The following is a 25,430-nucleotide window of genomic DNA, read 5'->3' on the forward strand; positions in this document are numbered from 1 at the left end:
CTATGTTTATTTGTTATATTAAAGAAAAGATATTACAAGTAATTTTAGTTTTGGAAGTATTTTTGCCCTCAAGCATTATCCTTACATAAAAAGGCAACCCTTTTTCAATATATTTGACACTTTCTGTAATTATGCTATCCATTGAGCTTAGCATAAAAAACAAGTTGGATTTGATTAATTCTTTATCAGCACTCTCTAAGTCATCTACTTCAATCTGAATAGGGCAAGGCTCATTATTGCTTGTAATACAAGATGGCGGAAGCGTTATCGTTTTTATTTCATCACCCATGATAATCCCTTATATTGATTTTATTATTTTGTGCCTGTTTTGTATTCTCCTGTAAAATTGCTCTATTTGCAAGGATTTTAATAAGTCGTGCAGAATCTATATGTGTTGCAAAACCAAGAGGAGAAAGCTTAATAATATATTCATCATCAATGATGCAGCGAGTTAGTTGCTGACACCTGCATGGAATAGTTGATTGAGACTGGTAATATTCGCAATAATATAAACTTTCATCATTTTTGATAGGATATAACCCAATAGGGATTCTAAAAAATGTGACAAATCCGGCGTGTAGTGTGCCCTTTTCATCGATGTATATACACTTTATCTGTGGAGTAAGACAAAGTAAAACGAGCGGTGAAAAAAATCCAATATGCACATATATGCCCAACAGACAAAGCACAACAACAGCAATCATCGAAAAAAATTGCATAAAGAATTTAATAAGTCTTGAAACTTTGCTATAAGGTGTAACATTGTTTAAGGGTATTTGTTTTGTGATTCTAAAAGAAATAAAATTTAAAAAAATAAAAATATATACTACACAACAACAAGCAAAAAACAATATGCCCAGCATATTTACACAAGGCAAAAAATCAATTAAAAAATCTTTATTCTTAAGCCTCTCATCAAAGCCCACTAGAAACACTAATATCCCGCAACAAAAGCTTAGTAGAGCAAAGATTTTACCAAGATTGAATATATATTTATATATCTTAAGTCTTTTGTGATTTATCGCATTTTTAGATTCTGTATCATTATTTATTTTTGGTAGCCCTTGCAACAACCATAGGTCAAATCTTTTTATAAAATCTTTGTCTGCTTTTTTCATACTCTAGTTCCTTTGTCTTTCTCCCATGAAATCAAACTTTCTTGACCCTTAAATCTTAAGGTAAAAGGAATTCTCTTCTTCTGATAGAATTTATATCTTTGGCTGTGGGATTGGAGTTTGGATTCTATGTTTTCTATTTGGTTGCGGGAGAGGGATTTGAACCCCCGACCTCTGGGTTATGAGCCCAACGAGCTACCGGACTGCTCTACCCCGCGTCATATAAAAAGCTATTTATTGAAAGATTTGGCTGGGGTAAAAGGATTCGAACCTCTGAATGCCTGGACCAAAACCAGGTGCCTTACCGCTTGGCGATACCCCAATGTAAAAAGCCTCTTGAAGTAGGGCGTTATTATAATGATTTTGTAGAAGTTTGTCAAGCCGTATCAGTGTAATTTTCTATTTATTTACTAATCCTTTTTAGAATCAATCTAATCCTTTAAGCGTATAACGCACGAGGGAAAATCAACGAAAGGATCGGAAATGAGTAAAAAAATCGTAGAAAGTTTAAAACAGATTCAGGCAGATGCAGCAGTATTTTTTGTAAAAGTGCATAATTTTCATTGGAATGTGAAAGGAATGGATTTTCACCCTACTCATAAAGCTACTGAAGAAATTTATGAAAAGTTTGCTGATGTTTTTGATGATGTGGCAGAGCGTGTATTGCAAATCGGTGAAGTGCCTTATGTAACACTTGCAGATATGCTCAAAGTAGCTAAAATCAAAGAAGAAAGTAAAACAACTTTCCATTCTAAAGAGATTGCACAAGCTATTTTGAAAGATTATGAGTATTTCTTAAAAGCGTTTGAGAATCTCTCTGATGAAGCTGATAAGGCAGATGATAAGGTTACTGCAGCGTATGCAGATGACAAAGTAGCAGAGCTTCAAAAAGCTATTTGGATGTTAAAAGCTCAACTTGCTTAATCCCCTCTATCTCCCTAGATTCTGATTTAGGGAGAATCTTTCAAAGTTTATTTTATTTCACTACAATTTCGCCATAATAATTTTTATCTGTATTTTATTAAAGGTGTTTTTAATGTATGAGCAACGCGTCAAAGAAGCTATTGATTCGATTAAAAAAGGCGAGATGATTATCATAATGGACGATGAAGATCGTGAAAATGAGGGCGATTTGGTCATGGCAGGGATTTTTTCCACTGCTCAAAAGATAAACTTTATGGCTCAAGAAGCGCGAGGGTTGATTTGTGTTTCTATCACGCAAGAAACTGCTAAAAAACTTGATCTTCCCCCAATGGTGCAAAAGAATAATAGTAATCACGAGACGGCTTTCACGGTTTCGATTGATGCTAAAGAGGCAAAAACAGGTATTTCAGCATATGAGCGCGATATGACAATTAGGCTGATGTGCGATAGTAATGCAAAACCGAGTGATTTTGTGCGACCCGGACATATTTTTCCGTTGATTGCTAAAGAAGGCGGCGTGCTTGTGCGCACAGGGCATACAGAAGCAAGTGTCGATATTTGTAGGCTTGCAGGAGTTGTGCCTATTAGTGTGATTTGTGAGATTATGAAAAAAGATGGCACGATGGCAGGGCGAGGAGATAAATTTTTACTTGATTTTGCTAAAGAACACAATCTGAAGATTCTGTATGTGTCAGATATTATCCAATATCGTCTTAATTATGAGAATCTTGTCTATAAGCTTTCTTCACAAAAAGCTCGTTTTTTAGGCACGGAATGTGAAAAGAATGTATTTCGTGATTATTTAGAGCGTAGGCATACGGTGTTTAGATTTGATTCAAAAGAGGGCGGGGGGCAAAGTCCATTAATCAAATTTCACCATATCAAAACTGATTTGGAATTGCTCGAAGAGGGGGGAGAGTTTGAGGATTTGATGCGAAGTATTGCCAAACTTCAGCAAGAAGGTGGCTATTTGGTGTTTTTGAGTAGTGAATGCAATCAGGGTGAGGATATGAAAGATTTTGGTGTAGGGGCGCAGATTCTAAGATTGCTTGAAGTGGAAGATTTTAGGCTGCTTAGTTCGGGTAAAAATGAATTTTCTGCATTAAGCGGATTCAAACTCAAACTGCTTGAGAGAGTAGAAATTTAAGGTCTTTATCATTATGTAAGGAAAATTTAAAAGCTCTTAGATTAAAATAAACAATTTTAAAGTATCACTTAAGGTTTTATAAAAATGAACAATTCTTTAGTAATTGCAAAGAAATTAAATTTGATATTATCTCAAGCAATAAAACTTCTATGCCCCCCCCCCCGTTAAGCAGTTTCTTTGTGCAAGGCAAACATCTAAAGATTCACTAAAAAACACAAAAAACCCTCATTCTCCTAAAATTTCTATTTTAGTCTGTTATCACAAACCCAGTCCGATTATTGCAAATAAGATTCTAAAGCCTATTTTGGTCGGAGCAAAAAACGCTTCTGCTGATACTATCAGTGCGTTAGAATCTCTGTGTGAGAAAAAAGGCACAAAGCTTCTTAAAGATAATACCGGGGAACATATCAGTGAGCTTAATCCCTACTTTTGTGAGCTTACTGCAATGTATTGGGCATGGAAGAATCTCGATGCAGATTATTACGGATTGTTTCATTATCGTAGAGTGTTGGATTTCGCTCCTACACCTTCGAAAAGAAGACTTTATAAATACCTTATCCCGCATTATTTTATTGAGAAAAAATATTTTCTCAAGCCTGATATGGTGAGTGGTTTTTTGCAAACGCATCAAGTCGATGTAATAATCCCTAAGCGAAAGCATATTGCCCCAGCGCATCTTAGTTTTTATGATACTTTTAAACAAGATCATTATGTGCAGGATTTAGACAAAGCTTTGGCTTATATCCAAGAAAAATATCCCCAAATGGCAGATTCTATCACACAAGTATTTTTTACAAAAGGTGCGGCAGTGCATTATTGCAATGTAGCGATTTGGCGTAAAGAGCTGTATTTTGAATACTGCGAATGGCTTTTTGATATTCTTTTTACGATTCAAGATTCTATCCCTTATCAACAATATGATGCTTATCAAGCACGCGTGTTTGGATATTTGGCGGAGAGATTGTTTAATGTGTGGATTAGATATAAGGAGCAAAGCTGTCATTTGCGTGTGCAAGAAATGCCCCTAAGTCTTACTGATGAAAAAATCTTTAGAAAAGAGTGTTCTAGGGGATATGAGCGGTATTATTTTCTTTTTATCCGAGTGTATAAAAAATGTGTTTCGCCCCCCCCCCCCCAAGAAAAATACCCTGAAAGTTTTACATAAGAAATATAGGAGAAAGAATGAATATAAAAATTTTAGTTTGTTATCACAAACCCAGTCCGATTATTGCAAATGAAGTGTTGCAGCCTATTTTGCTTGGAGCGCAAGGAGCAAATGCGAAGGTAAAAGATGAACTAGAGAATCTGTGCAAAAGGGCAAAGACTACTCTTTGGTATGATAATACCGGGGAGCATATCAGTGAGCTTAATCCCTACTTTTGTGAGCTTACTGCAATGTATTGGGCATGGAAGAATCTCGATGCAGATTATTATGGATTGTTTCATTATCGTAGGGTGTTGGATTTTGGGGCAAAAATCCCACTCAAAAATTATAATGATGTGAATCACATCAGAATCGCACCCTCGCGTCTCATTGATACCTTTGGGCTTAATCCTAGGATTATAGAGCAAAACTTGCAGCAAGCAGATATTATTGTCTCGAAGCGTATTGTTGTGCCGTATGGTTGGGAGAGTGCGCGTTTTTTTAATCAGTATGAAATTTATGCAAAAGACCATCATCGCAAAGACCTAGATATTGTGCTTGAGATCATAAGAAATAAATATCCTCATTATGAGGAGGCGTTACAGAAAGTATTTTTTACCAAAGGGCAGCGTTTGAGTTGGTGTAATATGTTTGTAATGAGAAAAGAGCTTTATTTTGAATATTGTGATTTTTTGTTTGATGTGCTTTTTGAGGCACAAAAACATATCGATATTACATTTTATACACCTCGCCAATCAAGGATTTATGGCTTTTTGGCAGAGAGATTGTTTAATGTGTTTATTGTGCATAAGAATCTCACTTCACGCACAAAAATCAAGAAATTTCGATTATGGCAGCTTAAAGATATGCGCCCATGGTTTGGCTGGATACAAGAAGACAATATCAAGCGATTTTATCTTTTTGGCATTCGCGTGTGGAAAACACATCTAGGTGCTTAAATGTGTATTGATGATGTGTTTTTTACATTTTTGAAAGGGGTATAATGTCTCAAAACCCTCTTATATCTGTGATTATCCCCATTTATAATGTCGAGAAATATCTCAAAGAATGCCTAGATTCTGTAACGCAACAAAGCTTACACGATATAGAGATTATTTGCATTAATGATGGCAGCAGTGATGCTTGCGGGGAGATTTTAGAATCTTATGCGCAGAGTGATAAGCGTATAATAGCCATTCATAAGGCTAATGAAGGTGTGGGTAAAGCGAGGAATAAAGCCTTGCGTATCGCAAAGGGAGAGTTTGTATGCTTCATCGACCCTGATGATTTTTATCCCACACTTCAAACACTTGAAGCACTCTATCATGCCGCAAGGCAAAATCAAGCTCTTATTTGTGGAGGTTGCTTTAGTGATTATCAAAATGGTGTGATAAACACAGATTTTGATGAGATGCTCTTTGGCTATACCTTTAAGCAAAATGGTTTTATAGAATATAGGGATTATCAATTTGATTTTGGCTTTACACGCTTCATATATCAGCGAACATTCTTGCTTGATAATAATATTTTCCACCCGCATTATACGCGCTATGAAGACCCTGTATTTTTTGTGAAAGCTATGATTGCTGCGAAAAGATTCTATGCGATTGCAGAGATTACTTATTGCTACCGCATCGGGCATCAAAAAAACCTTCTTGCTTGGAGCGAAACACAATGGAGCGATCAAAACAAAGGTTTGCTTGATGTGCTTTGCCTTGCCAAAAGCTATCAGTTAGAAAATCTCTATAATCTCACACTTGCGCGTGGGTATAGCATTGCTACAGAGCTTACAGATGCGATATGTGCAGGAGGAGGGAGCATATTCTCACTTTGTAAGCTTAATAGGATACTTTCAGCTAAGGGTAAAGAGATTTATACTTTGTCTAAAACAAATGATAATGCCCTTTCTTTACATTTTGAGCACATACATACAAGCCTAAAATATTTGAATACTTTGCTGCATTCACCTTTGCAACTTTTTGTATTGATATTAAAGTTTTATGCGAAAAAATCAAAATCCTATTTTCGTGTGCGTCTTTTTAGAGAGCATAGCCTCATCAAACTCTTTGGCATTACATTTTATGAGAGCTATACAATGAAAGATTCTCGCGGGGGGGGGGGGCATAATGTAGTCTTTTATGCTTTTATCCTCAAATATCTTAGGGTAATAGAGAGATTTTCACACTCTCTGTATGTGAGGGTCGCATAATGCAAGATGCCACCCTTCTAGTTTCTGTAATCGTGCCTATCTATAATGTAGAAGATTATCTTAAAGAGTGTTTAGATTCTATAATCAATCAAAATTATAAACATTTAGAGATTATTTTAGTCAATGATGGCAGCACGGATTCAAGCGGGAGCATTGCGCAAGAATACGCAAATAAAGATTCTAGAATCTGCTACTTTGAGCAAGAAAACAAAGGGCAAAGTGCAGCGAGAAACGCAGGGCTAGATGTAGCAAAAGGTGAGTTTGTTTGCTTTATAGATTCTGATGATTATATTGATATAAGTTATATAGGAGATTTTATGAGTGCTTTAAAATATGGCGATATTGTGCTAAATACCAATGTCGTATTTGAGTATCCTGCCTATAATGCCCAATGGTTTTTTACATTATGCAAACAAGGTGTATTTACCCTATCTCCCCATACGATAAGATTTTTTGAATATTTTGCATGGAATGTTTTATTCAAAAGAGATATTGTAGAATCTTATAAACTTCGATTTCCTCATAGAAGCAATGCTGAAGATTCGGATTTTTTATATCGTTATTTATGTTTTACTCCTCAAGTGTGTTTTATTTATGCAGGTGCGTATCATTATCGGCAAAGAGAAGATTCTACTATGGGTATATTGAACCAAACGCAAGCTTTTCCACTTGAACCGATTGATACTTTTATTTCAATCTATCAATGGTATAAAAAATTTGATTTTATTGAACGATATGGATTGCCTTTTAAATTGCTCTACACTTTTTCTTTAGAGCATTCTAATGCGCAAGAGTTTTTTGATAAAACTTACAACACAATACAGAATCTTCATCTCCCTTGGCATATCATCTGTCGTGATAGGATTATGAAAGCATTTATGCAAAGCTCTGATGCGTTAGATTTTATCTATAAACGCGATATGATGCAGCGCACATTGAAGAGAAGATTCAGTATCCGACTTTTTAAAAAATACAATGTTGTGCGTCTTTTTGGATTCACATTATATGAAAAATTTACATGCAATCAAAAACTATCAAGCAAAACCTTAAAGGAGCAGGAATGAAAGTGCAGAATCTTATTGTAGGTGCTGGACTAGCAGGTATCACACTAGCAGAGCGATTAGCAAATGTCAAAAAGCAAGAAGTGCTACTTCTTGATAGACGCCCTCATATCGGTGGAAATGCTTATGATTATGATGATGGAGGCATTTTGGTGCATCAATACGGCACGCATATTTTCCATACTAATGATGAAAAAGTATGGAAATATCTGACAAGTTTTAGTCGATTCTATCCTTATATGCACCAAGTCAAAGCCTTTGTCGAGGGTAAGCTAATCCCTGTGCCTTTTAATCTTAATGCCTTGTATAAGTGCTTCCCTCCATTAATGGCGCAAAATTTAGAATCTATACTCTTAAAATCTTATCCTTATGGCACAAAAGTCTCGATATTAGAAATCCGCAAAAACCCTCAACTAGAGGTGTTAAGCACATATATTTATGAAAAGATTTTTTTGCACTATACTTTAAAGCAGTGGCAATGTAGCCCCGATGAGCTTGATTTGAGTGTGTTTGAGCGTGTGCCTGTAAGCATTAGTCGCGATGATGGTTATTTTTATGATAGATTCCAAGGTATCCCTATGGAAGGCTATACCAAAATGTGTGAAAAGATGCTTGATAATCCATTAATCACCCTTAAACTTGAATGTGATTATAGGGATATTAAAGACAAGATAGAATGCGAGAGGATTTTTTATAGTGGGGCGATTGATGAATTTTTTGATTATGAATTAGGGGAGCTGCCCTATCGGAGCTTAAAATTTGATTTTATACGTTTTGAAAAGCCTTATTTTCAAAGTTGTGCAGTGGTGAATTATCCTAATCATTTTGACTATACGCGCATTGGTGAGTATAAATACTTTCTTGATGTGCAAACTCCCCATACGATTGTGAGTTTTGAATACCCTAAAGCATGGAGCAGGGGGCAAGAGCGGTATTATCCCGTGCCTAATGTCCAAAGCGAGGCGATATATCAAGCCTATGTAGAGAGGGCAAAAGAGTTAAAAAATGTGCATTTTATCGGGAGGCTTGGGGAATATCGGTATTATGATATGGATAAGGTTGTGAAAAGGGCATTAGAAGTGTTTGAGAATCTGCCTTAGTTTTGTGCTACAATCACACTTTAATTTTATTAAAGTAGGTAATGATGAACACGCCACAGACGCTTATTCGTAATTTTTCTATTATCGCGCATATTGATCATGGTAAATCTACTCTTGCCGATCGCTTGATTCAAGAGTGTGGAGCGGTGAGTGAGCGCGAAATGACTGCGCAGATTATGGACACTATGGATATTGAAAAAGAGCGAGGTATTACGATTAAAGCACAATCAGTGCGTTTGACTTATCCCTATAAAGGACAAACTTATATTTTAAATCTCATTGATACGCCCGGGCATGTGGATTTTAGTTATGAAGTGTCTCGTTCGCTTAGCTCGTGTGAGGGAGCATTGCTCGTAGTCGATGCGAGTCAGGGTGTGGAGGCTCAAACGATAGCAAATGTATATGTGGCAATGGAAAATGATTTAGAGATTCTGCCCGTGATTAATAAAATCGATTTACCCGCAGCTGATGTGGCAAAAGTCAAGGAAGAGATAGAATCTACCATTGGACTAGATTGCTCCTCTGCACTTGAAGTGAGTGCGAAAACCGGTATAGGGATTAAAGAGCTTATTGAGCGTATTATCGAGAGTATCCCTCCACCTAGTGGAGATGAAAACGCTCCGACAAAGGCATTGATTTATGATTCGTGGTTTGATAACTATTTGGGTGCGTTGGGGTTAGTGAGGCTTAAAAGCGGCACATTAAAAGTCGGGCAAGAAGTTTTGATGATGAGTAGTGGCAAAAAATATGAGGTTTTGGCACTTTATTATCCCAATCCTTTGCACAGAATCTCGACTCAAGAGATTGCGTGCGGGGAGATTGGCATTATCTCTTTAGGCTTAAAGTCGGTTACGCAAATGGCAGTGGGAGATACAATCACAGATTCTAAAATACCCACAGATTTGCCCATAGATGGTTTTCGTCCTGCTAAACCTTTTGTGTTTGCGGGAATCTATCCGATTGAGACAGATAAGTTTGAAGAATTACGCGATGCGCTTGATAAACTCAAACTCAATGATTCGGCTCTTAGTTTTGAGCCAGAGACAAGCATCGCGCTAGGTTTTGGTTTCCGTGTGGGATTCTTGGGATTATTGCATATGGAAGTGGTCAAAGAGCGTTTGGAGCGAGAATTTGGACTTAGCCTCATCGCTACAGCTCCCACGGTCGTGTATGAAGTTTATCTTACCGATGGTTCAAAGGTGCTTGTGCAGAATCCCGCTCAATTACCCGAAACGCAAAAAATCGACTATATGCAAGAACCTTATGTGAGGGCAAGCATTATCACGCCTAGCGAGTATTTAGGCAATATTATTACTCTCCTTGCCAATCGGCGCGGTGTGCAAGAGAAAATGGATTATCTCACACAAACACGCGTAATGCTTGTATATGCGTTACCAAGTAATGAAATTGTGATGGATTTTTATGATAAATTAAAATCTTGCACAAAAGGCTATGCGAGTTTTGATTATGAGCCTATCGGTTATCGCACAGGGGATTTGGTGCGGCTTGATATTCGTGTGGCGGGAGAAGTGGTCGATGCACTCTCTATTATCGTAGATAGGGCAAAAAGTTATGAAAAGGGTAGGGCATTAGTAGAATCTATGAAAGAAATTGTCCCACGCCAACTTTTTGAAGTCGCAATACAAGCGAGTGTGGGGAGTAAGATTATCGCGCGTGAGACGATTAAGGCAATGGGTAAGAATGTTACGGCTAAGTGTTATGGAGGCGATATTACAAGGAAGCGCAAACTACTTGAAAAACAAAAAGAGGGCAAGAAGCGATTAAAAGCAATTGGCAAGGTTGAATTACCCCAAGAGGCGTTTTTAGCGGTGCTAAAGATTGATTCTTAAGATTACTTGTATAGATTCTAAAAGATTCTTACAATAAGACTTTTTTGATGAGGTTTGATGCGTGGCATTGCTTTTTGTTTTTAATGAAGAACCCGTTTTGTAGATGATAAAATGCTATAATTTTATTCATTAAGCTATACTTTGAAAGGATACAATGTCGATTCTCTCAACGCATACTCCACGCAAACGATTTTCGCCCATCGGTAAGTTTGCTTTAGTGGGCATCATCTTTTTTCTTGCACTTATTTTTCTTGCACCCTTTTTTATCCCATACGCTCCAGATTCTATGGATTTGGAAAATACTTTTGCCCCGATGAGTTTTGCACATTGGCTAGGGACGGATCATTTGGGTCGAGACATTGCTACGCGTCTTCTTTATGGTGGGAGAATCTCGCTTAGCGCAGGATTCTTAATCCTCTCTTTGATTCTGTTTTTGGGCATTAGTATTGGCGGAATGTGTGGCTTTGTGGGTGGCAAGGTGGATAAGGTGATTATGAGAATCTGTGATATATTCTTAAGTCTCCCTACAATCGTGCTTTCTTTATTTTTGGTCGGAATCTTGGGCAGTGGTTTGGAAAATGTGATTCTTGCTATTGCACTTACACATTGGGCTTGGTATGCGCGTATCGTGCGTAGTATCGTGCTTCATCTGAAGAGTAAAGAATTTGTCCTCCTCTCACCGACTTTTGGTTTAAGTAATTATCAGAGTTTCAAGCAAAATATGTTTGTGCCAGTCATCAGTCAATGCCTTGTATTAGCGACTATGGACATCGGGCATATTGTCTTACATATTGCGGGCTTGTCATTTTTGGGATTGGGTGTGCAGCCACCAAATGCTGAATGGGGTGTAATGCTTAGTGATTGCAAGGATTATTTGTGGAGTAATCCCGAGCTTGTATTGTATCCGGGTGGGGCGTTGTTTATCACAATCGCGTTGTTTAATCTGCTTGGCGATAGTTTGCGAGATTATTTTGATACGGATTTGTCTTCTATACATAAAGGTGTGGAATGATTTTGCAAATGAGCAAGGTCAGCGTGGGGTTTTCACAGACAGATTCACAAAATGCTTTGCTTAGTAATATTGATTTGTGTGTTGAAAGTCATCGCACGACGATTTTACTCGGAGCAAGTGGGAGTGGTAAAACTCTCTGTATGTCTGCAATTCAAGGATTGATACCCTCTAATCTTACCTTACAAAGTGGTGAAATTTTGCTTGATGGCAAGCCGTTAGATTCTCACAATGCGCGTAGCAAAGTATTTGCGAGTATTATGCAAAATCCGCGCACTTGTTTCAATCCCCTTTGGACAATGCGCTCACATTTTAAAGAAAGCCTAGATGTGCTTAAAAAGCCTTATAATCCTGCACAGATAGAATCTCTCCTGCAAGAAGTGGGATTGGAAAAAGATGTGTTAGACTGCTATGCGTTTGAACTTAGTGGAGGAATGCTCCAAAGGGTGATGATTGCATTAGGTTTGCTTTACAATGCGCCTTTTTTACTTGCTGATGAACCCACGAGTGATTTAGATACTCTCACACAAAATAAGATTCTCTCCCTTCTTGAATCACTTCAAGAAGCGCGTGGCTTTGGTATGTTGCTTATCACGCATGATTTAAATATCGCTGCGCAAAAGGCGGATAGAATCTATCTCATTGCACAAGGGAAAATCCACGAAATGCTTGACGCACGACTTTTTAAACGCGAGAATCTGCAGGAGATTCTGATTGAAAAGCTTTCAAAACTGCAAGGAGGCATCTATGCTTCTCACATTTGAAAATGTTTCATTTGCCTATCAAAAAAGTCGTTTTTTGGGGAAAATCATAGAACAGCCGATTTTTTCGGACATTAATTTTTGCATTGATAACAATGAGCGCGTGGGCTTAATGGGGTTAAGTGGCTGTGGCAAAAGCACATTAGCGCGTATTGCTGCTGGTATCACAAGGCAGGATAGCGGTGAAGTGCGCTTTAGAGGGGAGATTATCGATTTAGAGAATCTCACACAAAGGAGGGCATTTTATACACAAGTGCAAATTATTCTTCAAGATCCGATAAGTTCGCTCAATCCACGATTGACCTTGATGCAGAGCCTTGCAGAGCCTTTGGTGTATTTACTATCTATCTATGATGAAAAAGCTCAAATGGAGAGAATCTCGCCACTTTTGGAAAGTCTGGGCTTGGATTTGGCGATATTGCAAAGCTATCCTGCAATGATTTCAGGGGGAGAAGCACAGAGAATCTGCCTTGCACGCGCACTTTTGGTGCGACCTAGTTTGCTTATTCTCGATGAGGCGACTTCAAATGTGGATTATCTGCTTTCGTTGAGAATCTTAGATTTTTTGGAGCAGTGGCAAAAAATCTATCCTTGTGCATTTCTTTTTATCACGCACAATGAGCATTTTATCGAGCGATTTTGCCAAAGGGTGCTGGTGATGCAAAAAGGGAAAGTTATAGAGACAGCATCACCGAGCCTAGCATCAATCAATGAAGGCGTAACTTAAGAATCTAATGCGTATAAAATATCTTTTTGCATCAAAAGTTTTTCTCTGCAACCTCTTCGCCATTTTGCGATAGGAATCCAACAAGTGAGATTTTTAGCAAGTTTTTTGATGCGTTGATTATGCGCATTTGTCTTTTGGGCGATAATGATGTCGATATAAGGGGCTGGATTCTCAATAAAATAGGGCGTCATAAAGAAATATTTCCAAAACTCATTGATATAGAACTTGTCTGTGCATAGGGGGTTAAGAGGTTTACTAGCAGCATAATGCAAGATATTAATCTCTTCAAGTGGAGGGATTGTAGGATAATAATCAGAATCTATACAGGGGATAAAATTCCACATTTTGTTCACATACTTTAGCTTGTCTCGTAGGACGAAGTTGAGTATATCTTGATCGCCATAAGTGATAGTAGTAAAATATCGTGCAACATATTCTTCAAATGCTTGATGCAAGTTTTGCTCTCGCCATAATTTGGCATTAATATATAAAAAGCCACTACAAAAGTAATTTACGCTTGAATCTAATCCCACAGAATCAAGCCATTGCAAGAAGTCTAAGCCATTGGGCTTGTATTTATGAGGGTGTTTTATACGATAGGAGAAAATATTATCTTGACACACGAGTGCTAAATGATGGTCTATATTTGTATCAAAGATTTCTTTGAGGCTTTTTCTCACGACCATATCACAATCAAGCCATAGAATCTTATCAATATGAGGGATTATTGAAGGTATGGCTAATCTTAAATAAGCAGTATGATGTAGCCATTTGGAATGGGGGATTTTCTCGGACCAAGTGCGGTATAGCTCAATTATCGTGGGGGGGGGGGGTATAGAAAGTAATATTACATTCTTTGATTGTTTTTAAAGTCAAAATTTTCTTTTGATTCACATCGGAGATGCCATTTGAGATGATATGAAGATTTAAAATATCCTCATCATCGGCATTGTGCAAAATCGATGCGATTGTGGTCGCTAACATCGGAGAATATTTGTCATCTGCGCTTAAACATATATCCATAATTGTGCCTTTTTTGATTTGAGATGTAAAAGGTAGGATTCTAGCATAAATTTATAGAATCTGCACAAGCAAGATGAAAGTTGTGTCGTTGTAGGTTGTTGGTAAAAGTTGGTAAAATCTGTATAGAGTTGTAGGAGGGATAAGCTATGCCCAATCCCTCTTTTTAGTATGATTACAAAAGAGCGTCAATTTTTTGACGAATGTTTTGTTCGGGTTGTGCTCCAGTGATTTGATCTTTGATCTCACCATCTTTCATAAAGAAAATTGTTGGGATACTGCGGATACCAAATTTTGCCGAAAGCTCATCTTCTTCATCTGTATTTACTTTGCAGATTTTAGCCTTTCCATCATAATCATTTGCAAGCTTCTCAATCACAGGAGAAAGCATTTTACAAGGTCCGCACCAAGGCGCCCAAAAATCAACCACTACTACACCACTTGAGACTTCAGCGTCAAAATTATCACTGGTAAGCTCTAAATACTTTGCCATTTCAAACTCCTTATTGAAAATATCGTAAAGATAAGAACTTTGCAAAACTTCATCTAAGCATTAAAGTTTTACAAGTTTCTGAATTATACACTTGATTTTTTAAACGAATTATCAAAAACATCATAACACCAATAAAGTTTGGTATAAATCTCAAAATAATAAGTCAGAAAATAAAATCATTTTTGATAAATTTTATCGTTTAATTTCTCATAGAAAGATGCTTGATGCTTCAAATTTCTTATTTGCTAAATGACTTAGAAATATGAATTTTATCGTTCGCTTTATTCAAATATAACTTTTGGTAACTTTTGTAAAAGTATTTTTTACTTTTGATATTTTATTGGTAGATTCTGTGATTTCAAAAACTAAAAAATACCAAAATTAGTGTAAAATGAGAAATGCTTTTGATGCCTCAAACAACACCAAATACATAAAATTGCTTAAGGAAAGGAGTTCTATGGAAACACAAACACGCAACGAAGAGCTTTTTGAAAAGGCTTCCCGCAGACTTGATGAATTATCTAAGCTTCCTGTTCATCATAATGCTGATAAGAATCTGATAAATCAGTTAGAATCTGGAGGTTTTTCTCGTCGAGATTTTATCAAATGGTCTGGAATGATGACGGCTGCATTGGCATTGCCTGCAAGCTTTGCTCCACTCACAGCAAAGGCTGCAGAATTGGCTAATCGCCTCCCGGTTGTATGGTTGCATATGGCGGAATGCACGGGTTGCAGTGAGAGTTTGCTTAGAAGTGATGCGCCAACCATTGATTCTTTGATTTTTGACTATATCAGTCTTGAATATCACGAAACCGTGATGGCAGCGGCAGGCTATCAAGCTGAACAGAATCTTGAGAATGCGATTGCAAAATATGCGGGTAATTATATCCTTATGGTGGAAGGTGGGATTCCTCAAGGTAGTAGTGAATTTTATCTTACAATAGGCGCACAGGGACGCACTGGAGCGAAAGAAGCGCGACACGCAGCCGAAAATGCAAAAGCGATTTTTGCGATAGGGACTTGCTCAAGCTTTGGCGGGGTTCAAGCAGCCTATCCCAATCCTACAAATGCACAGCCACTTAGCAAAATCACAAATAAGAGCGTTATCAATGTGCCCGGCTGTCCTCCAAGTGAGAAAAATATCGTAGGTAATGTGTTGCATTTTATTTTGTTTGGCACTTTGCCTACGCTTGATGCGTATAATCGCCCCACTTGGGCTTATGGATTGAGAATCCACGATCTTTGCGAACGCCGAGGAAGATTTGACGCGGGGCAATTTGTCGAACATTTTGGCGATGAAAATGCTCAAAAAGGGTATTGTTTGTATAAAGTAGGTTGCAAAGGACCTTATACATTTAATAATTGCTCCAAATTGCGTTTTAACCAGCATGTAAGTTGGCCTATTCAAGCAGGACATGGTTGTATCGGTTGTTCTGAACCAAAGTTTTGGGATACGATGAATCCTTTTGAAGAGCCTATTGGCAATCGACTTTATGCGACAAGCTATAGTGGCTTGGGAGCGGATAAGACGGCAGATACCATTGGCGCAGTTGTCTTGGGTGTTACAGCAGTGGGTATTGCTGCACATGCAGTTATCAGTTCGACACAAAAAGCACAATAAGGGGTGAAATATGACAAAACGTATAATTGTAGATCCAATCACGAGAATCGAAGGGCATTTGAGGATTGAAGTGATTGTTGATGAAAATAATGTGATTCAAGATGCTTATTCAACTTCAACATTATGGCGTGGATTAGAAACGATTGTAAAGAATCGAGACCCTAGAGATGCTGGTTTTATTGTGCAAAGAATCTGTGGTGTGTGCACTTATTCACACTATAAAGCAGGTATTATGGCTGTGGAAAATGCTTTAGGCATTACGCCTCCGCTTAATGCGATTCTCACAAGAACTTTGATGAATATATCGTTATTTCTCCACGATCACCCTGTGCATTTTTATACACTTCATGGGCTTGATTGGTGTGATATTACTTCTGCATTGAATGCCGATTGTGCGCAAGCAGCTAAACTTGCCTTTAAATATACTCCTAACCCTTTGAATACGGGCGAAAATGAGCTCAAAGCTGTTCAAGATAGAGTGAAGAATTTTGTAAAACAAGGGGCTTTAGGACCTTTTGCAAATGCGTATTGGGGACATAAAACTTATCATTTTTCACCCGAACAGAATCTGATTGTTCTTTCACATTATCTCAAGCTTCTTGAAGTCCAAAGAAGTGTCGCCCAAATGATGGCGATTTTTGGCGCAAAGAATCCTCACCCACAAAGTTTAACCGTGGGTGGCGTTACTTCTGTAATGGATATTTTAGATCCTAGCCGATTGGGTGAATGGCTCACAAAATACCAAGATGTATGTGAATTTGTGAATCGTGCTTATTGGGCTGATATTATTATGGCGGCAGAAGCCTATCGCAATGAAGATTCTGTGCTTAAAGGTTGTGGTGTAAAGAATTTTATCAGTTATCAAGAAATGCAAATCGGTGCTGATGAGTTCTTGCTTAGCAGTGGGATTATCAAAAATGGCGATTTGAGTAAGGTTTATCCGATTGATGAAAGCAAAATTACAGAAGAAGCAACACACTCTTGGTATGCTGATAATGAGCCTCTCCACCCTTATGATGGCAAGACACAGCCAAACTATACAGGCTTTAAAGATGCCCAAACAATTGGAGCTGATGGCAAACTTGTAGATTCTAAAGTCGTTGATGAAAATGGCAAATATTCTTGGATCAAATCACCTCGCTATGATAGTGAGCCAATGGAGGTAGGACCTTTAGCAAGTGTGCTTGTAGGTTATGCAAGTGGGAATCCTTATATCAAACCTGTTGTTGATGAGCTTTTGCGTGTTACAGGGCTTCCTGCCGAAGCGTTGTTTAGCACATTAGGACGCACAGCTGCACGAGCGATTGAATGTAAAGTGATTGCTGATAATGGAATCAAAGCCTTTAACGCACTTGTTGCAAATGTTGCCTCCGGTGATAAGGCGACATGCGCACCTTATGTGATTGATAAAAACAAAGAATACAAAGGACGCTATATCGGGAATGTGCCTCGCGGAATGTTGAGCCATTGGACGCGTATCAAAAATGGCGTGATTGAAAATTATCAAGCTGTTGTTCCTTCGACTTGGAATGCGGGACCACGAGATTCTAAAGGCAATAGAGGACCTTATGAAATGAGTCTTATCGGGACAAAAGTCAAGGATATTACACAGCCTTTAGAAATTGTCAGACATATCCATTCATTTGATCCTTGTATTGCGTGTGCAGTGCATGTTATGGATACTCAAGGTAATGAATTGAGCAAATATAAAGTCGAGCCTTCATTTGCTAAAATCCAATAAAGAATCTCAAAGGAGGAAATGATGAGCAAGGTTGAAATGTTTAAAAAAGAGCTCCATATGCACGAAGAGTTCTCCGGCTTAACGAGAATCTTCCATTGGATAAGAGCATTTTCTATTTTTCTTTTGATTGCGACAGGATTCTATATCGCTTATCCTTTTGTGATGTCCCACCCAGAGATTACACAACCTACATTGCAAGGCATGATAGCGGGAGAAGTCATTGCAGAGCATACAATGAATCCTGCACAAACTTCTTATTTACAGGCTTATATTCGTAGTGTGCATTTGATTTTAGGCTTTGTTTTGATTGCAATTTCTTGTTTTAGGTTGTATCTTTTTATTTTTGATAAGAAATCCTTACCTGAACGCATTTCTTTTGCTCAAGCTAAATGCCCTAAAGTGTGGATTGCTCAAATTAAAGCTTATCTCTTTATAGGCAAACATCCTCATATCAATGGTGCATACAATCCTTTGCAGTTTGTTACTTATCTGCTCCTTGCGATTATGGTGCTTTTAATGGCACTCACCGGCATTGTATTATATTATAATGTCTATCATGATGGGCTAGGTGCGATTTTATCAGTATGCTTTAAATGGGTTGAAGTTCTTTGTGGAGGCTTGGCAAATGTGAGAAATATTCATCATATTCTCACTTGGTTTTTTATCATATTTATTCCTGTGCATATTTATTTTGCTGTGTGGAATTCAATCAAATATCCTAATGGTGGTATTGATGCGATTGTTAGCGGTATGCGATATACAGATGAAGTCAAAGTTTGAGTAAAGATTCAATATTTGAATGAAAATTTTAGTGCTAGGCATCGGCAATATTCTTTTTGGTGATGAGGGGATTGGAGTGCATCTCTCTAATCTTCTCAAGCTCAATTATGCTTTTAGCGGAGAGAATGAAGTAGAAATTGTCGATGGTGGCACACTTGCTCAAATGCTTATACCTCTTATCACATCTTATGATAAAGTTTTAATTCTTGATTGTGTGAGTGTGAATAACGCCAATGTCGGAGATGTGTATTATTTTGATTTTGACAATGTGCCAAATATCATCACTTGGGCGGGGAGTGCCCATGAAGTCGAGATGCTTCAAACATTGCGGCTAACAGCTATAAATGGTGATTTGCCACCAGTCAAGATTATCGGCATTATCCCTGAAGTGATTGGTGAGGAGACGGCTTTTTTACTTTCTGATGCAGTCAAGGAAGGCGCAAAACAAATGGAATCTCTAGCGATTCAGTATTTACAAGAAAATAATGTGATTGTCAAAAAAGTCGATGATAGGGATTTGCAAGAAGTCGCTAATGGCTCATTTAGGGGCTATTAAGTTATGTTTTATGATTTTATTTTTGCTAATTCAAGTCGTGATGCGGATTTTTTCCTCAAGATTCTGATAAGAGAAGCGCATCATTTTAATTTGACTGCAGCTTTTTATGCTCTCGATTCTCAAACGCATTTTATTGTTTTAGATGTGCCTGCATTAATGGCACACATTACGACATCAGAAACAGATGATTCTTCGCGTCAGAGAATCCTTGAGTTTTCTCAACAAATTTCGCTTAAACTTCCTCTTTCGCTTTATTTTCGTTTTTTGGAGATTAAGCCCATTGTGCCTAATGAGACTTTTTATACATTATTTGAGCAAAATCATAATCCTATCCAATGTTTGCAAGAAACTCTAGGTTTGCCTCTTTGCGATATTGCTCACGATGAGATTATTTTAGAACCCAAAACTTATTATTTTGATGCTCTTGAAACGCGTCAGATTCTCGATAGCTCAAGTGATTTTTATGCGCAACCCAATACAGCATCTTTCAATCAAAAGTTACTTTTGCCGCCAGATTTTTCGTCATTTTTAAATCACGCAATCGATGAGCTTTGCAATCATCAACCTATCATTTTGCACACGCAATATGGCATCAAGACTTTGAGTCTCCAACCGCTTCCGCAAAATCAAATGTGTGTCGCTTGTGATATTGCTTCATTAAAGACTTATTTTCGTATTCATCAAGCTCAAATTGATGCTCTTGCAAGTTTTGAAAAACCCTCTGTATGCCTTGTGCCTAAAGAAGTGTTTCAACAGAATTTCCCTCAAAATCCAAAAGGTGAAGTTTTGGTAAGTTTGCCTTATGATATAATCTTGGCACTCATAGGCGCAAAGCTTTTGCAAAAGGACATTGATTATTTTTTCTTGTCCTATGCAGAACAAGGTTTATCGCAACCCTTTGATTTTCGACACTCCATATTGCCTGCACAGCAGATTCTGTGTGTAGCCCAAAATGGTGTGTTTATCGATACTAGCATCAAAGGAAAAGACTTATCTTCGCTGGTATCTGCGCATATCGCTCAAGAAGAGCCATCTCAAAGAACGCTCGTCATTTATCTTAGCACTCGCCATTCAAGTGTGTTTATGGTGTGCGATTCAGGGATTTCAAGAAGTATGCTAGATATTGCTTTTGAAACCAATCCTCGTTTGATTATAGAAGATATTATCCAATCTTACGAAAGCGGCAAAGATTTGGTAGATAATTTTAATCATATCACACATAATCAAGCCCTTAAACTGCTGAATTTATCTCCGAAAAGTCATATTTCACACAATCTCACAGATCTTTTTGCCACTGCTGCACAGATTTTGAATTTTACAGATTCAGATGATATGATGCAATGCAAAAATACACTTTTTGCGTTGGCAAATACATTTGTCAGGGACAGAGGACCACGCATTGATTTTCATCTTCTCAAAGATCAACAAAACACGCTTACTTTGGATTATAATCGCGCTATCCGTTCTTCTTTAAGTTTCAAATGCGCACAAATGGAGAATGTTATCCTTGCTTATGGTTTTTTAGATTCTATGAGTGAGTTTGTGGCAACGCTCATCAGGGACACACAGATAAATTTTGAAATCAAGCGCACTTTGTTGCTCGGCGATATGCTCTCTAATGCTATTTTTTTAGATCGTTTGCTAGGATATTTGCCTAAAAACATCAATCTCATATTGCCAAAAGATGGCTTGATGGATTACTGAAACTTTACCCAAAATCGCTAGAATCTCAAGAATATTTTCATTATGAGGAGGCAGAATGAGAAAATCCGCTCTTATCGCATCATCTGTATTTTTGGGTTCAATGTTTATCTTCAGTGGTTGCAACAATGACAAGAAAGCCTTGCAATTTAATGAATGCCCTACAAGCGCACTTTGCGTGTATAAGACTTTTTCATACACGCAAAATATTATACCTAATGCCTATAAGGCTCAAGTGCGCATCACAGAAAGCGATACTTTGCGCAAGGGTGGAGAGATTGAACCAGCCGTCAAAAAAGATATTGCCAATACATTAAATGATATTATCACTTTAAGTAAGGCTAATGAGTTTTGTGAAGGCGGGAATTACGATTTGCACCCAAATATCCAATATAAAGATGGTGCAGCACGAGACACGGTAGGTTATACACTTAATTTTAATCTCGAATGCGATGTGCCTCAAAAGCAAAAAAAGGATTATGATCAACTTATCGCTAGTATTGATAAGAAAATCAATAAAAATAAATATTTGACTTTCCTTGCGCCTAATGTGAGTGTGATTGCCACGCCACAAGCTTGGCAAGAAGCACAAGACAAGGCTTTTGATGGAGCATTGAATCTCGCTAATGATGCGACAAAAAATTATGCCAAAATGCTCAATAAAAAATGCCATCTTTCAAGTGCTGATGCGCTTAATAATAATGTCTCAATCCAGCCCCGTGCCTTAAAAGCGACAGCTAATATGAGTGCGAGTGCTGATGTTAGTTGGGAATTGCCCATACCTAAAGAGCAAGAAGTGCAGGCAAAGATTCAAGTGAAATATATTTGTCGATAACTTAATTTATGATTGATCTATCATTAAAGAAGATTTTATATTTTCAGAATCTTCTAATGTCTCTATCCCCGCACCCTTTAAAAGTTTTGTGATTTGTTCGCCTTTTTTGGCGATACCTTGTTGTCCATTGTATTTTGTCATCACATTGCCATAAGTTTTATATATGGTGTCAATATTGCGTCCTAACACCTCTAAAACCTCTTCAAATCGTTGGATTCTCGTGAATAAAATTTTAATTTCTTCAAAAATCTTATCTACATTTTTATTGCGATATTCCATTTGCCATAAGTTGTCAATCACCCTTAAAACTGCCATAATAGTCGTAGGTGAGACAATCACCACACCTTTTTGATACGCTCGTTCATAAAGCGTGTAATCAGCCCGTAGAGATTCTAAGAATGCTCCTTCAATCGGAATAAACATCAGCACAAAGTCAAGCTTTTGCCCTTGAATGAATTGCTGATAATTTTTAGTGCTTAAATTGGTAAAATGTGCCCGTATTGAAGCGATAAGCTCTTTTTGCGCATGGAGTGATTCTTCAGAATCTTGCGCATTGCAGAGTTTTTCATACGCAATCAGCGAAGTTTTAGAATCCACCACCACACAGCGATTATTAGGCAGTCTGATGATTGCATCTGGGCGCAAGAGATTTGCTTCGTCATTGCGGATATTGACTTGAAGTTCATACTCTCTCCCTTCTTGCAAACCACTCTGCTCAAGCACGCGTTGCAAGATGATCTCTCCCCAATTCCCTTGTGTTTTATTTTCACCCTTAAGGGCATTGGCAAGATTATTGGCATCATTGGAAAGCTGGACATTGAGTTTGCAAAGATTCTCGATTTGGCTATGCAGCTGCGTATTTCGCTCAATCGCATCAATATGATTTTGCGCGATTTGTTTTTGAAATCGTGCAATTTCATCTTTAAGAGGTTGAAGAGAAAGGGTTTGGGATTGTGTGAAGCTTTGTGTATTTTGCTTTAAAATATCATCACTCAAGGCTTTGAAAGCATTTTTTAACTCTTCTTTATTTTGATTCTGTTCTTCTTGCGTCTTTGTGTGTTGCTCTTGAAATGCAAGCAACATTTCTTGTGAGTGGATTTTTTCTTCTTGTAATCGAATCTCGCAGTTTTGTTGCATATCTTGAAGACGTTTAATATAACTTTGCTCAAGTGATTCAAGTTTGGCTTGACTGTGAGATAGTTCAATCAGAAGAGTTTGTCTGCTTGATTCTAATTGATTAATCATCTGCGCATCGTTTTGTTGGCGAAAGGTAGTTTTTTTGACATACCACAAGAAAAAAGCAAGATTGAGTGCAATCACTAAGCCAAGCAAGGCTGAAATAATAATCTCAAATATCACGATGAAAATCCCCACTTTTCCCACCGCTTTTGCGCTCAAGGCAAATATCACTGATGCGCATTGTTTTATCAATTGCTTTGAGCATATCATAGATGCTCAAAAGTCCAATGCTTACACCTGTGAGAGCTTCCATCTCTACGCCTGTTTTGCCCTCACATTTTACAAGCACACCGATTTTAATCGAATGAGTTGGTTCATCGGGCGTAATATCTACATTGATTTTATTTATCAGCAAAGGGTGGCACATCGGGATAAGCTCACTTGTCTTTTTGCTCCCCATAATCGCTGCAATAATCGCACTCTGTGTGATTGAGCCTTTTTTGCCTGTGTGATTGAGGGCAGCATCAAAAGCTTGTGCGCTCATCGTGATGATACCACTTGCATAAGCTTCACGCATGGTGATATTTTTGTTGCTGACATCAACCATTGTGGGATTGTTTTGTTTATCAAGGTGAGTAAGTTGCATTGTTATCCTTTGTGTTTTTGTGAGATTGCACAGAATCTTTAAGAAGTTTTTGGACGGAACACTTTGATAGAATCTTCGTTTGCATAAATATAATTTCCCTCTATCAAATCAATACAATAAGGCACAGCAGGAAAAACTGCCTCAAGGCATTCTTTGATACTCTTAGGTTTGCCGGGCAGATTAATAATCAGTGATTTGCCTCGAATCCCTGCACTTTGACGCGAAAGGATGGCTGTAGGCACATATTGCAAGCTCACACTTCTCATTAGCTCGCCAAATCCGGGGAGCATTTTTTCACATACATTTTGTGTCGCTTCGGGGGTTACATCGCGTTTAGCTGGTCCTGTGCCACCTGTTGTAACGACTAAATCACACCCCATCTCATCGCAAAGATTTATTAGATGTGTTTCTATAGCGCGTTGATTATCTTCGGTAAGGATATAGTGAAAGTCGCAAGGATTTGCAATAAAATCACTAAGAATCTCGCGTATAGCTTTACCCGAAATATCTTCATAAACACCTTGTGATGCGCGATCACTTGAAACCAAAATACCGATTTTTATCGTCTCCATTATTTGTCCTTTATTGTAGTAAAAGTGTCAATAAAATCTGCAATTTGTGCTATGTCATTGAGGTCTAAAATCTTGATATGCGGAGGTAAAATTGAGAGATTATCGACATTATGGATGGCAAAAGCATTTGCGTAGGGTATGTATGCAGATTCTATATGATCTCTTGCAACGACAATGCGTGGGTAGGGCAAAGTCTTAAGCCCTTCGATAAAGACATAGTCATAATGTGCAAAATGTTTTAATACATGATGAAAGGCTTGGATTTCTTGAGAATCTTGAGTGCTTTGTGGTGCATGGTGAATCTGAAGTGTCGTGCGTGTTGGCGAAATCACACCCACAGCAGAGCTTAATTGAAAAAAGCGATAACTATCTTTTTGCGGTGTGTCAAATTGCGCTTTGTCTTTGGGGTCATGCTTAATAATGCCAATTTGCACATTTGCTCGAGTGTGATGCAGGTATTCACAAAGCTTACAAATCAAAGTCGTTTTGCCACTATTGCTTTGCCCGCTAAAAGCAAAAATAATCGGATTCATTGCAGTAATCCACTGCCTTTTAAGGCTTTACTTCGCTCTAGCGCGTAGATTCTCTTTCCATCAATTATATCGTATTTCCAAATCGGTGCGTTTGCCTTGAAATCCTCGATAAAGTTTTGATAAAGAGTGAAGACATTTTTTCTTTGTGAAGCGGTGATTGCGCACATAAATGAGCTTTGTCCATTAGGCACATCACCTCTAGCGTGTGCCATCAGAATCCACGCTTGGAATTGATTGAGTGCATTATTTTGCCATTGATAAAACCATTTTTGTAAAAGAGGTTCATAAATATCAAAACTTAGCCCTACAATGCCATTTTCTTCACGCACAATGCCGGTAAAAAGACTGAATGCACCAAGATTTTTCTTACTTGCAAAACATTCCCATTTTTGATAAATATCGAATGTTGGTAATGCACCATCGTAAATTTCAAGCATTATCCACCACACACGGGAGGCAATATCAGCACTTTATCACCTGATTTTAAAGGATAAGATAAATCCTCAATGATTTCATCATTAATTGCAACTGCACTGATAGGCAGCCATTTTTGGATTTTTTCATCACGCAAAAGTTCATTTTTCAGATCTTGGAGAGTTTGTGCGTTTATTTCTTTAGGAGGTAAATCACTCATTGGACCTAAAAATTCTACTCTAATCATTGCATTATCCTTTTATTTTTTAAAGCATAGCATATCTTTTCTAAG

At 37.8% G+C, this 25,430-nt stretch carries 28 protein-coding genes and 2 tRNA genes; 17 read left to right on the forward strand and 13 right to left on the reverse strand.

Annotation, left to right across the window (positions count from 1 at the left end; translation table 11 throughout):
* Positions 1-13: 13 nt before the first annotated feature.
* The 4 genes from LS68_RS06895 to LS68_RS06910 all read right to left on the reverse strand — a co-directional run bounded on the left by LS68_RS06895 (position 14) and on the right by LS68_RS06910 (position 1,437).
* Complete coding sequence (locus tag LS68_RS06895; protein ID WP_034370012.1) at positions 14-289, reverse strand: hypothetical protein; 276 nt, start codon at positions 287-289, stop codon at positions 14-16.
* Entirely contained in the window at positions 282-1,118 is an 837-nt protein-coding gene (locus LS68_RS06900) for a hypothetical protein (protein ID WP_034370010.1), read from the reverse strand. The genes LS68_RS06895 and LS68_RS06900 overlap by 8 nt, the downstream gene beginning before the upstream one ends.
* A 138-nt stretch (positions 1,119-1,256) precedes the next feature.
* Positions 1,257-1,333 (reverse strand) — tRNA-Met (locus LS68_RS06905).
* A 29-nt stretch (positions 1,334-1,362) separates the two neighbouring features.
* Positions 1,363-1,437, reverse strand: a tRNA-Gln gene (locus LS68_RS06910).
* A gap of 161 nt (positions 1,438-1,598) precedes the next feature.
* Here LS68_RS06910 and LS68_RS06915 point away from each other — a divergent pair.
* The 11 genes from LS68_RS06915 to LS68_RS06965 all read left to right on the forward strand — a co-directional run bounded on the left by LS68_RS06915 (position 1,599) and on the right by LS68_RS06965 (position 13,047).
* On the forward strand, positions 1,599-2,039 hold the full coding sequence (locus tag LS68_RS06915; protein ID WP_034370009.1) for a DNA starvation/stationary phase protection protein: 441 nt from the start codon (positions 1,599-1,601) through the stop codon (positions 2,037-2,039).
* A gap of 112 nt (positions 2,040-2,151) precedes the next feature.
* On the forward strand, positions 2,152-3,186 hold the full coding sequence (locus LS68_RS06920) for a bifunctional 3,4-dihydroxy-2-butanone 4-phosphate synthase/GTP cyclohydrolase II (RefSeq protein ID WP_034370007.1): 1,035 nt from the start codon (positions 2,152-2,154) through the stop codon (positions 3,184-3,186).
* Between the two features lie 244 nt (positions 3,187-3,430).
* On the forward strand, positions 3,431-4,351 hold the full coding sequence (locus tag LS68_RS06925; RefSeq protein WP_277872316.1) for a DUF4422 domain-containing protein: 921 nt from the start codon (positions 3,431-3,433) through the stop codon (positions 4,349-4,351).
* 17 nt (positions 4,352-4,368) lie between these two features.
* The gene (locus tag LS68_RS06930) at positions 4,369-5,289 is read left to right on the forward strand and encodes a DUF4422 domain-containing protein (protein WP_138091267.1); all 921 of its coding nucleotides are present in this window, start codon (positions 4,369-4,371) and stop codon (positions 5,287-5,289) included.
* Between the two features lie 44 nt (positions 5,290-5,333).
* Positions 5,334-6,539, forward strand: a complete 1,206-nt coding sequence (locus LS68_RS06935; protein ID WP_138091269.1) for a glycosyltransferase family 2 protein — start codon at positions 5,334-5,336, stop codon at positions 6,537-6,539.
* Positions 6,539-7,603 carry a glycosyltransferase family 2 protein gene (locus tag LS68_RS06940; RefSeq protein ID WP_034369590.1) on the forward strand — a complete coding sequence of 355 codons (1,065 nt, stop codon included), beginning with the start codon at positions 6,539-6,541 and terminating at the stop codon, positions 7,601-7,603. Before LS68_RS06935 ends, LS68_RS06940 begins: the two co-directional genes overlap by 1 nt.
* A complete protein-coding gene (glf, locus tag LS68_RS06945) occupies positions 7,600-8,700 on the forward strand; it encodes a UDP-galactopyranose mutase (RefSeq protein ID WP_034369588.1) in 1,101 nt (366 codons plus the stop codon). Before LS68_RS06940 ends, glf begins: the two co-directional genes overlap by 4 nt.
* Before the next feature lie 44 nt (positions 8,701-8,744).
* A complete protein-coding gene (lepA, locus tag LS68_RS06950) occupies positions 8,745-10,550 on the forward strand; it encodes a translation elongation factor 4 (protein ID WP_034369585.1) in 1,806 nt (601 codons plus the stop codon).
* 154 nt (positions 10,551-10,704) lie between these two features.
* Positions 10,705-11,562: a nickel ABC transporter permease subunit NikC gene (nikC, locus tag LS68_RS06955; RefSeq protein ID WP_034369582.1), complete on the forward strand. Its 858-nt coding sequence runs from the start codon at positions 10,705-10,707 to the stop codon at positions 11,560-11,562.
* On the forward strand, positions 11,559-12,323 hold the full coding sequence (locus LS68_RS06960; RefSeq protein ID WP_138091271.1) for an ATP-binding cassette domain-containing protein: 765 nt from the start codon (positions 11,559-11,561) through the stop codon (positions 12,321-12,323). Before nikC ends, LS68_RS06960 begins: the two co-directional genes overlap by 4 nt.
* Entirely contained in the window at positions 12,307-13,047 is a 741-nt protein-coding gene (locus LS68_RS06965) for an ABC transporter ATP-binding protein (protein WP_034369581.1), read from the forward strand. Before LS68_RS06960 ends, LS68_RS06965 begins: the two co-directional genes overlap by 17 nt.
* On the opposite strand, the gene LS68_RS06970 is transcribed toward LS68_RS06965, so the two are convergent.
* From LS68_RS06970 to trxA, 3 genes are all read right to left on the reverse strand, one after another.
* Positions 13,044-13,895, reverse strand: coding sequence for a glycosyltransferase (locus LS68_RS06970; protein WP_138091273.1), 852 nt, complete (start codon positions 13,893-13,895; stop codon positions 13,044-13,046). The genes LS68_RS06965 and LS68_RS06970 overlap by 4 nt on opposite strands.
* Entirely contained in the window at positions 13,858-14,070 is a 213-nt protein-coding gene (locus LS68_RS06975) for a hypothetical protein (protein ID WP_138091275.1), read from the reverse strand. Before LS68_RS06975 ends, LS68_RS06970 begins: the two co-directional genes overlap by 38 nt.
* Before the next feature lie 172 nt (positions 14,071-14,242).
* A complete protein-coding gene (gene trxA / locus LS68_RS06980) occupies positions 14,243-14,560 on the reverse strand; it encodes a thioredoxin (protein WP_034371870.1) in 318 nt (105 codons plus the stop codon).
* A gap of 457 nt (positions 14,561-15,017) precedes the next feature.
* Between trxA and LS68_RS06985 the strand changes: the two genes are divergently transcribed.
* Genes LS68_RS06985 through LS68_RS07010 form a run of 6 tightly spaced genes read left to right on the forward strand, consistent with a single transcriptional unit; the run spans position 15,018 to position 21,794 of the window.
* Positions 15,018-16,181 (forward strand): hydrogenase small subunit, encoded by a 1,164-nt coding sequence (locus LS68_RS06985; RefSeq protein ID WP_034371873.1) that lies wholly within the window; start codon positions 15,018-15,020, stop codon positions 16,179-16,181.
* A gap of 10 nt (positions 16,182-16,191) precedes the next feature.
* Positions 16,192-17,922: a nickel-dependent hydrogenase large subunit gene (locus tag LS68_RS06990; protein WP_034371876.1), complete on the forward strand. Its 1,731-nt coding sequence runs from the start codon at positions 16,192-16,194 to the stop codon at positions 17,920-17,922.
* A 21-nt stretch (positions 17,923-17,943) separates the two neighbouring features.
* A complete protein-coding gene (gene cybH, locus LS68_RS06995) occupies positions 17,944-18,702 on the forward strand; it encodes a Ni/Fe-hydrogenase, b-type cytochrome subunit (protein WP_034371879.1) in 759 nt (252 codons plus the stop codon).
* A 19-nt stretch (positions 18,703-18,721) separates the two neighbouring features.
* Positions 18,722-19,258, forward strand: coding sequence for a HyaD/HybD family hydrogenase maturation endopeptidase (locus LS68_RS07000; RefSeq protein WP_138091277.1), 537 nt, complete (start codon positions 18,722-18,724; stop codon positions 19,256-19,258).
* Between the two features lie 3 nt (positions 19,259-19,261).
* Positions 19,262-20,962: a hypothetical protein gene (locus LS68_RS07005; protein WP_034371882.1), complete on the forward strand. Its 1,701-nt coding sequence runs from the start codon at positions 19,262-19,264 to the stop codon at positions 20,960-20,962.
* Positions 20,963-21,017: 55 nt separating this feature from the next.
* Complete coding sequence (locus LS68_RS07010; protein ID WP_034371885.1) at positions 21,018-21,794, forward strand: SIMPL domain-containing protein; 777 nt, start codon at positions 21,018-21,020, stop codon at positions 21,792-21,794.
* Between the two features lie 6 nt (positions 21,795-21,800).
* On the opposite strand, the gene rmuC is transcribed toward LS68_RS07010, so the two are convergent.
* The 6 genes from rmuC to LS68_RS07040 are packed head-to-tail and all read right to left on the reverse strand — an operon-like array spanning position 21,801 to position 25,385.
* Positions 21,801-23,204, reverse strand: a complete 1,404-nt coding sequence (rmuC, locus tag LS68_RS07015) for a DNA recombination protein RmuC (protein ID WP_241993702.1) — start codon at positions 23,202-23,204, stop codon at positions 21,801-21,803.
* Complete coding sequence (gene moaC / locus LS68_RS07020) at positions 23,143-23,619, reverse strand: cyclic pyranopterin monophosphate synthase MoaC (protein WP_034371888.1); 477 nt, start codon at positions 23,617-23,619, stop codon at positions 23,143-23,145. Before moaC ends, rmuC begins: the two co-directional genes overlap by 62 nt.
* A 38-nt stretch (positions 23,620-23,657) precedes the next feature.
* A complete protein-coding gene (mog, locus tag LS68_RS07025) occupies positions 23,658-24,191 on the reverse strand; it encodes a molybdopterin adenylyltransferase (RefSeq protein WP_034371891.1) in 534 nt (177 codons plus the stop codon).
* Positions 24,191-24,724, reverse strand: a complete 534-nt coding sequence (mobB, locus tag LS68_RS07030) for a molybdopterin-guanine dinucleotide biosynthesis protein B (RefSeq protein WP_034371894.1) — start codon at positions 24,722-24,724, stop codon at positions 24,191-24,193. Before mobB ends, mog begins: the two co-directional genes overlap by 1 nt.
* Entirely contained in the window at positions 24,721-25,161 is a 441-nt protein-coding gene (locus LS68_RS07035) for a molybdenum cofactor biosynthesis protein MoaE (protein ID WP_034371898.1), read from the reverse strand. Before LS68_RS07035 ends, mobB begins: the two co-directional genes overlap by 4 nt.
* The gene (locus tag LS68_RS07040) at positions 25,161-25,385 is read right to left on the reverse strand and encodes a MoaD/ThiS family protein (RefSeq protein WP_034371901.1); all 225 of its coding nucleotides are present in this window, start codon (positions 25,383-25,385) and stop codon (positions 25,161-25,163) included. Before LS68_RS07040 ends, LS68_RS07035 begins: the two co-directional genes overlap by 1 nt.
* Between the last annotated feature and the right edge of the window lie 45 nt (positions 25,386-25,430).

It is taken from the genome of Helicobacter sp. MIT 05-5293 (assembly GCF_000765665.2).
Classification (GTDB): Bacteria; Campylobacterota; Campylobacteria; order Campylobacterales; family Helicobacteraceae; genus Helicobacter_C.

Bases quoted from the DNA above. Each gene is read 5' to 3' on its own strand.
- LS68_RS06895 (WP_034370012.1), bottom strand. From the start codon at position 289: ATGGGTGATGAAATAAAAACGATAACGCTTCCGCCATCTTGTATTACA.
- LS68_RS06900 (WP_034370010.1), bottom strand. From the start codon at position 1,118: ATGAAAAAAGCAGACAAAGATTTTATAAAAAGATTTGACCTATGGTTG.
- LS68_RS06915 (WP_034370009.1), top strand. From the start codon at position 1,599: ATGAGTAAAAAAATCGTAGAAAGTTTAAAACAGATTCAGGCAGATGCA.
- LS68_RS06920 (WP_034370007.1), top strand. From the start codon at position 2,152: ATGTATGAGCAACGCGTCAAAGAAGCTATTGATTCGATTAAAAAAGGC.
- LS68_RS06930 (WP_138091267.1), top strand. From the start codon at position 4,369: ATGAATATAAAAATTTTAGTTTGTTATCACAAACCCAGTCCGATTATT.
- LS68_RS06935 (WP_138091269.1), top strand. From the start codon at position 5,334: ATGTCTCAAAACCCTCTTATATCTGTGATTATCCCCATTTATAATGTC.
- LS68_RS06940 (WP_034369590.1), top strand. From the start codon at position 6,539: ATGCAAGATGCCACCCTTCTAGTTTCTGTAATCGTGCCTATCTATAAT.
- glf (WP_034369588.1), top strand. From the start codon at position 7,600: ATGAAAGTGCAGAATCTTATTGTAGGTGCTGGACTAGCAGGTATCACA.
- lepA (WP_034369585.1), top strand. From the start codon at position 8,745: ATGAACACGCCACAGACGCTTATTCGTAATTTTTCTATTATCGCGCAT.
- nikC (WP_034369582.1), top strand. From the start codon at position 10,705: ATGTCGATTCTCTCAACGCATACTCCACGCAAACGATTTTCGCCCATC.
- LS68_RS06960 (WP_138091271.1), top strand. From the start codon at position 11,559: ATGATTTTGCAAATGAGCAAGGTCAGCGTGGGGTTTTCACAGACAGAT.
- LS68_RS06965 (WP_034369581.1), top strand. From the start codon at position 12,307: ATGCTTCTCACATTTGAAAATGTTTCATTTGCCTATCAAAAAAGTCGT.
- LS68_RS06975 (WP_138091275.1), bottom strand. From the start codon at position 14,070: ATGGATATATGTTTAAGCGCAGATGACAAATATTCTCCGATGTTAGCG.
- trxA (WP_034371870.1), bottom strand. From the start codon at position 14,560: ATGGCAAAGTATTTAGAGCTTACCAGTGATAATTTTGACGCTGAAGTC.
- LS68_RS06985 (WP_034371873.1), top strand. From the start codon at position 15,018: ATGGAAACACAAACACGCAACGAAGAGCTTTTTGAAAAGGCTTCCCGC.
- LS68_RS06990 (WP_034371876.1), top strand. From the start codon at position 16,192: ATGACAAAACGTATAATTGTAGATCCAATCACGAGAATCGAAGGGCAT.
- cybH (WP_034371879.1), top strand. From the start codon at position 17,944: ATGAGCAAGGTTGAAATGTTTAAAAAAGAGCTCCATATGCACGAAGAG.
- LS68_RS07000 (WP_138091277.1), top strand. From the start codon at position 18,722: ATGAAAATTTTAGTGCTAGGCATCGGCAATATTCTTTTTGGTGATGAG.
- LS68_RS07005 (WP_034371882.1), top strand. From the start codon at position 19,262: ATGTTTTATGATTTTATTTTTGCTAATTCAAGTCGTGATGCGGATTTT.
- LS68_RS07010 (WP_034371885.1), top strand. From the start codon at position 21,018: ATGAGAAAATCCGCTCTTATCGCATCATCTGTATTTTTGGGTTCAATG.
- moaC (WP_034371888.1), bottom strand. From the start codon at position 23,619: ATGCAACTTACTCACCTTGATAAACAAAACAATCCCACAATGGTTGAT.
- mog (WP_034371891.1), bottom strand. From the start codon at position 24,191: ATGGAGACGATAAAAATCGGTATTTTGGTTTCAAGTGATCGCGCATCA.
- mobB (WP_034371894.1), bottom strand. From the start codon at position 24,724: ATGAATCCGATTATTTTTGCTTTTAGCGGGCAAAGCAATAGTGGCAAA.
- LS68_RS07035 (WP_034371898.1), bottom strand. From the start codon at position 25,161: ATGCTTGAAATTTACGATGGTGCATTACCAACATTCGATATTTATCAA.
- LS68_RS07040 (WP_034371901.1), bottom strand. From the start codon at position 25,385: ATGATTAGAGTAGAATTTTTAGGTCCAATGAGTGATTTACCTCCTAAA.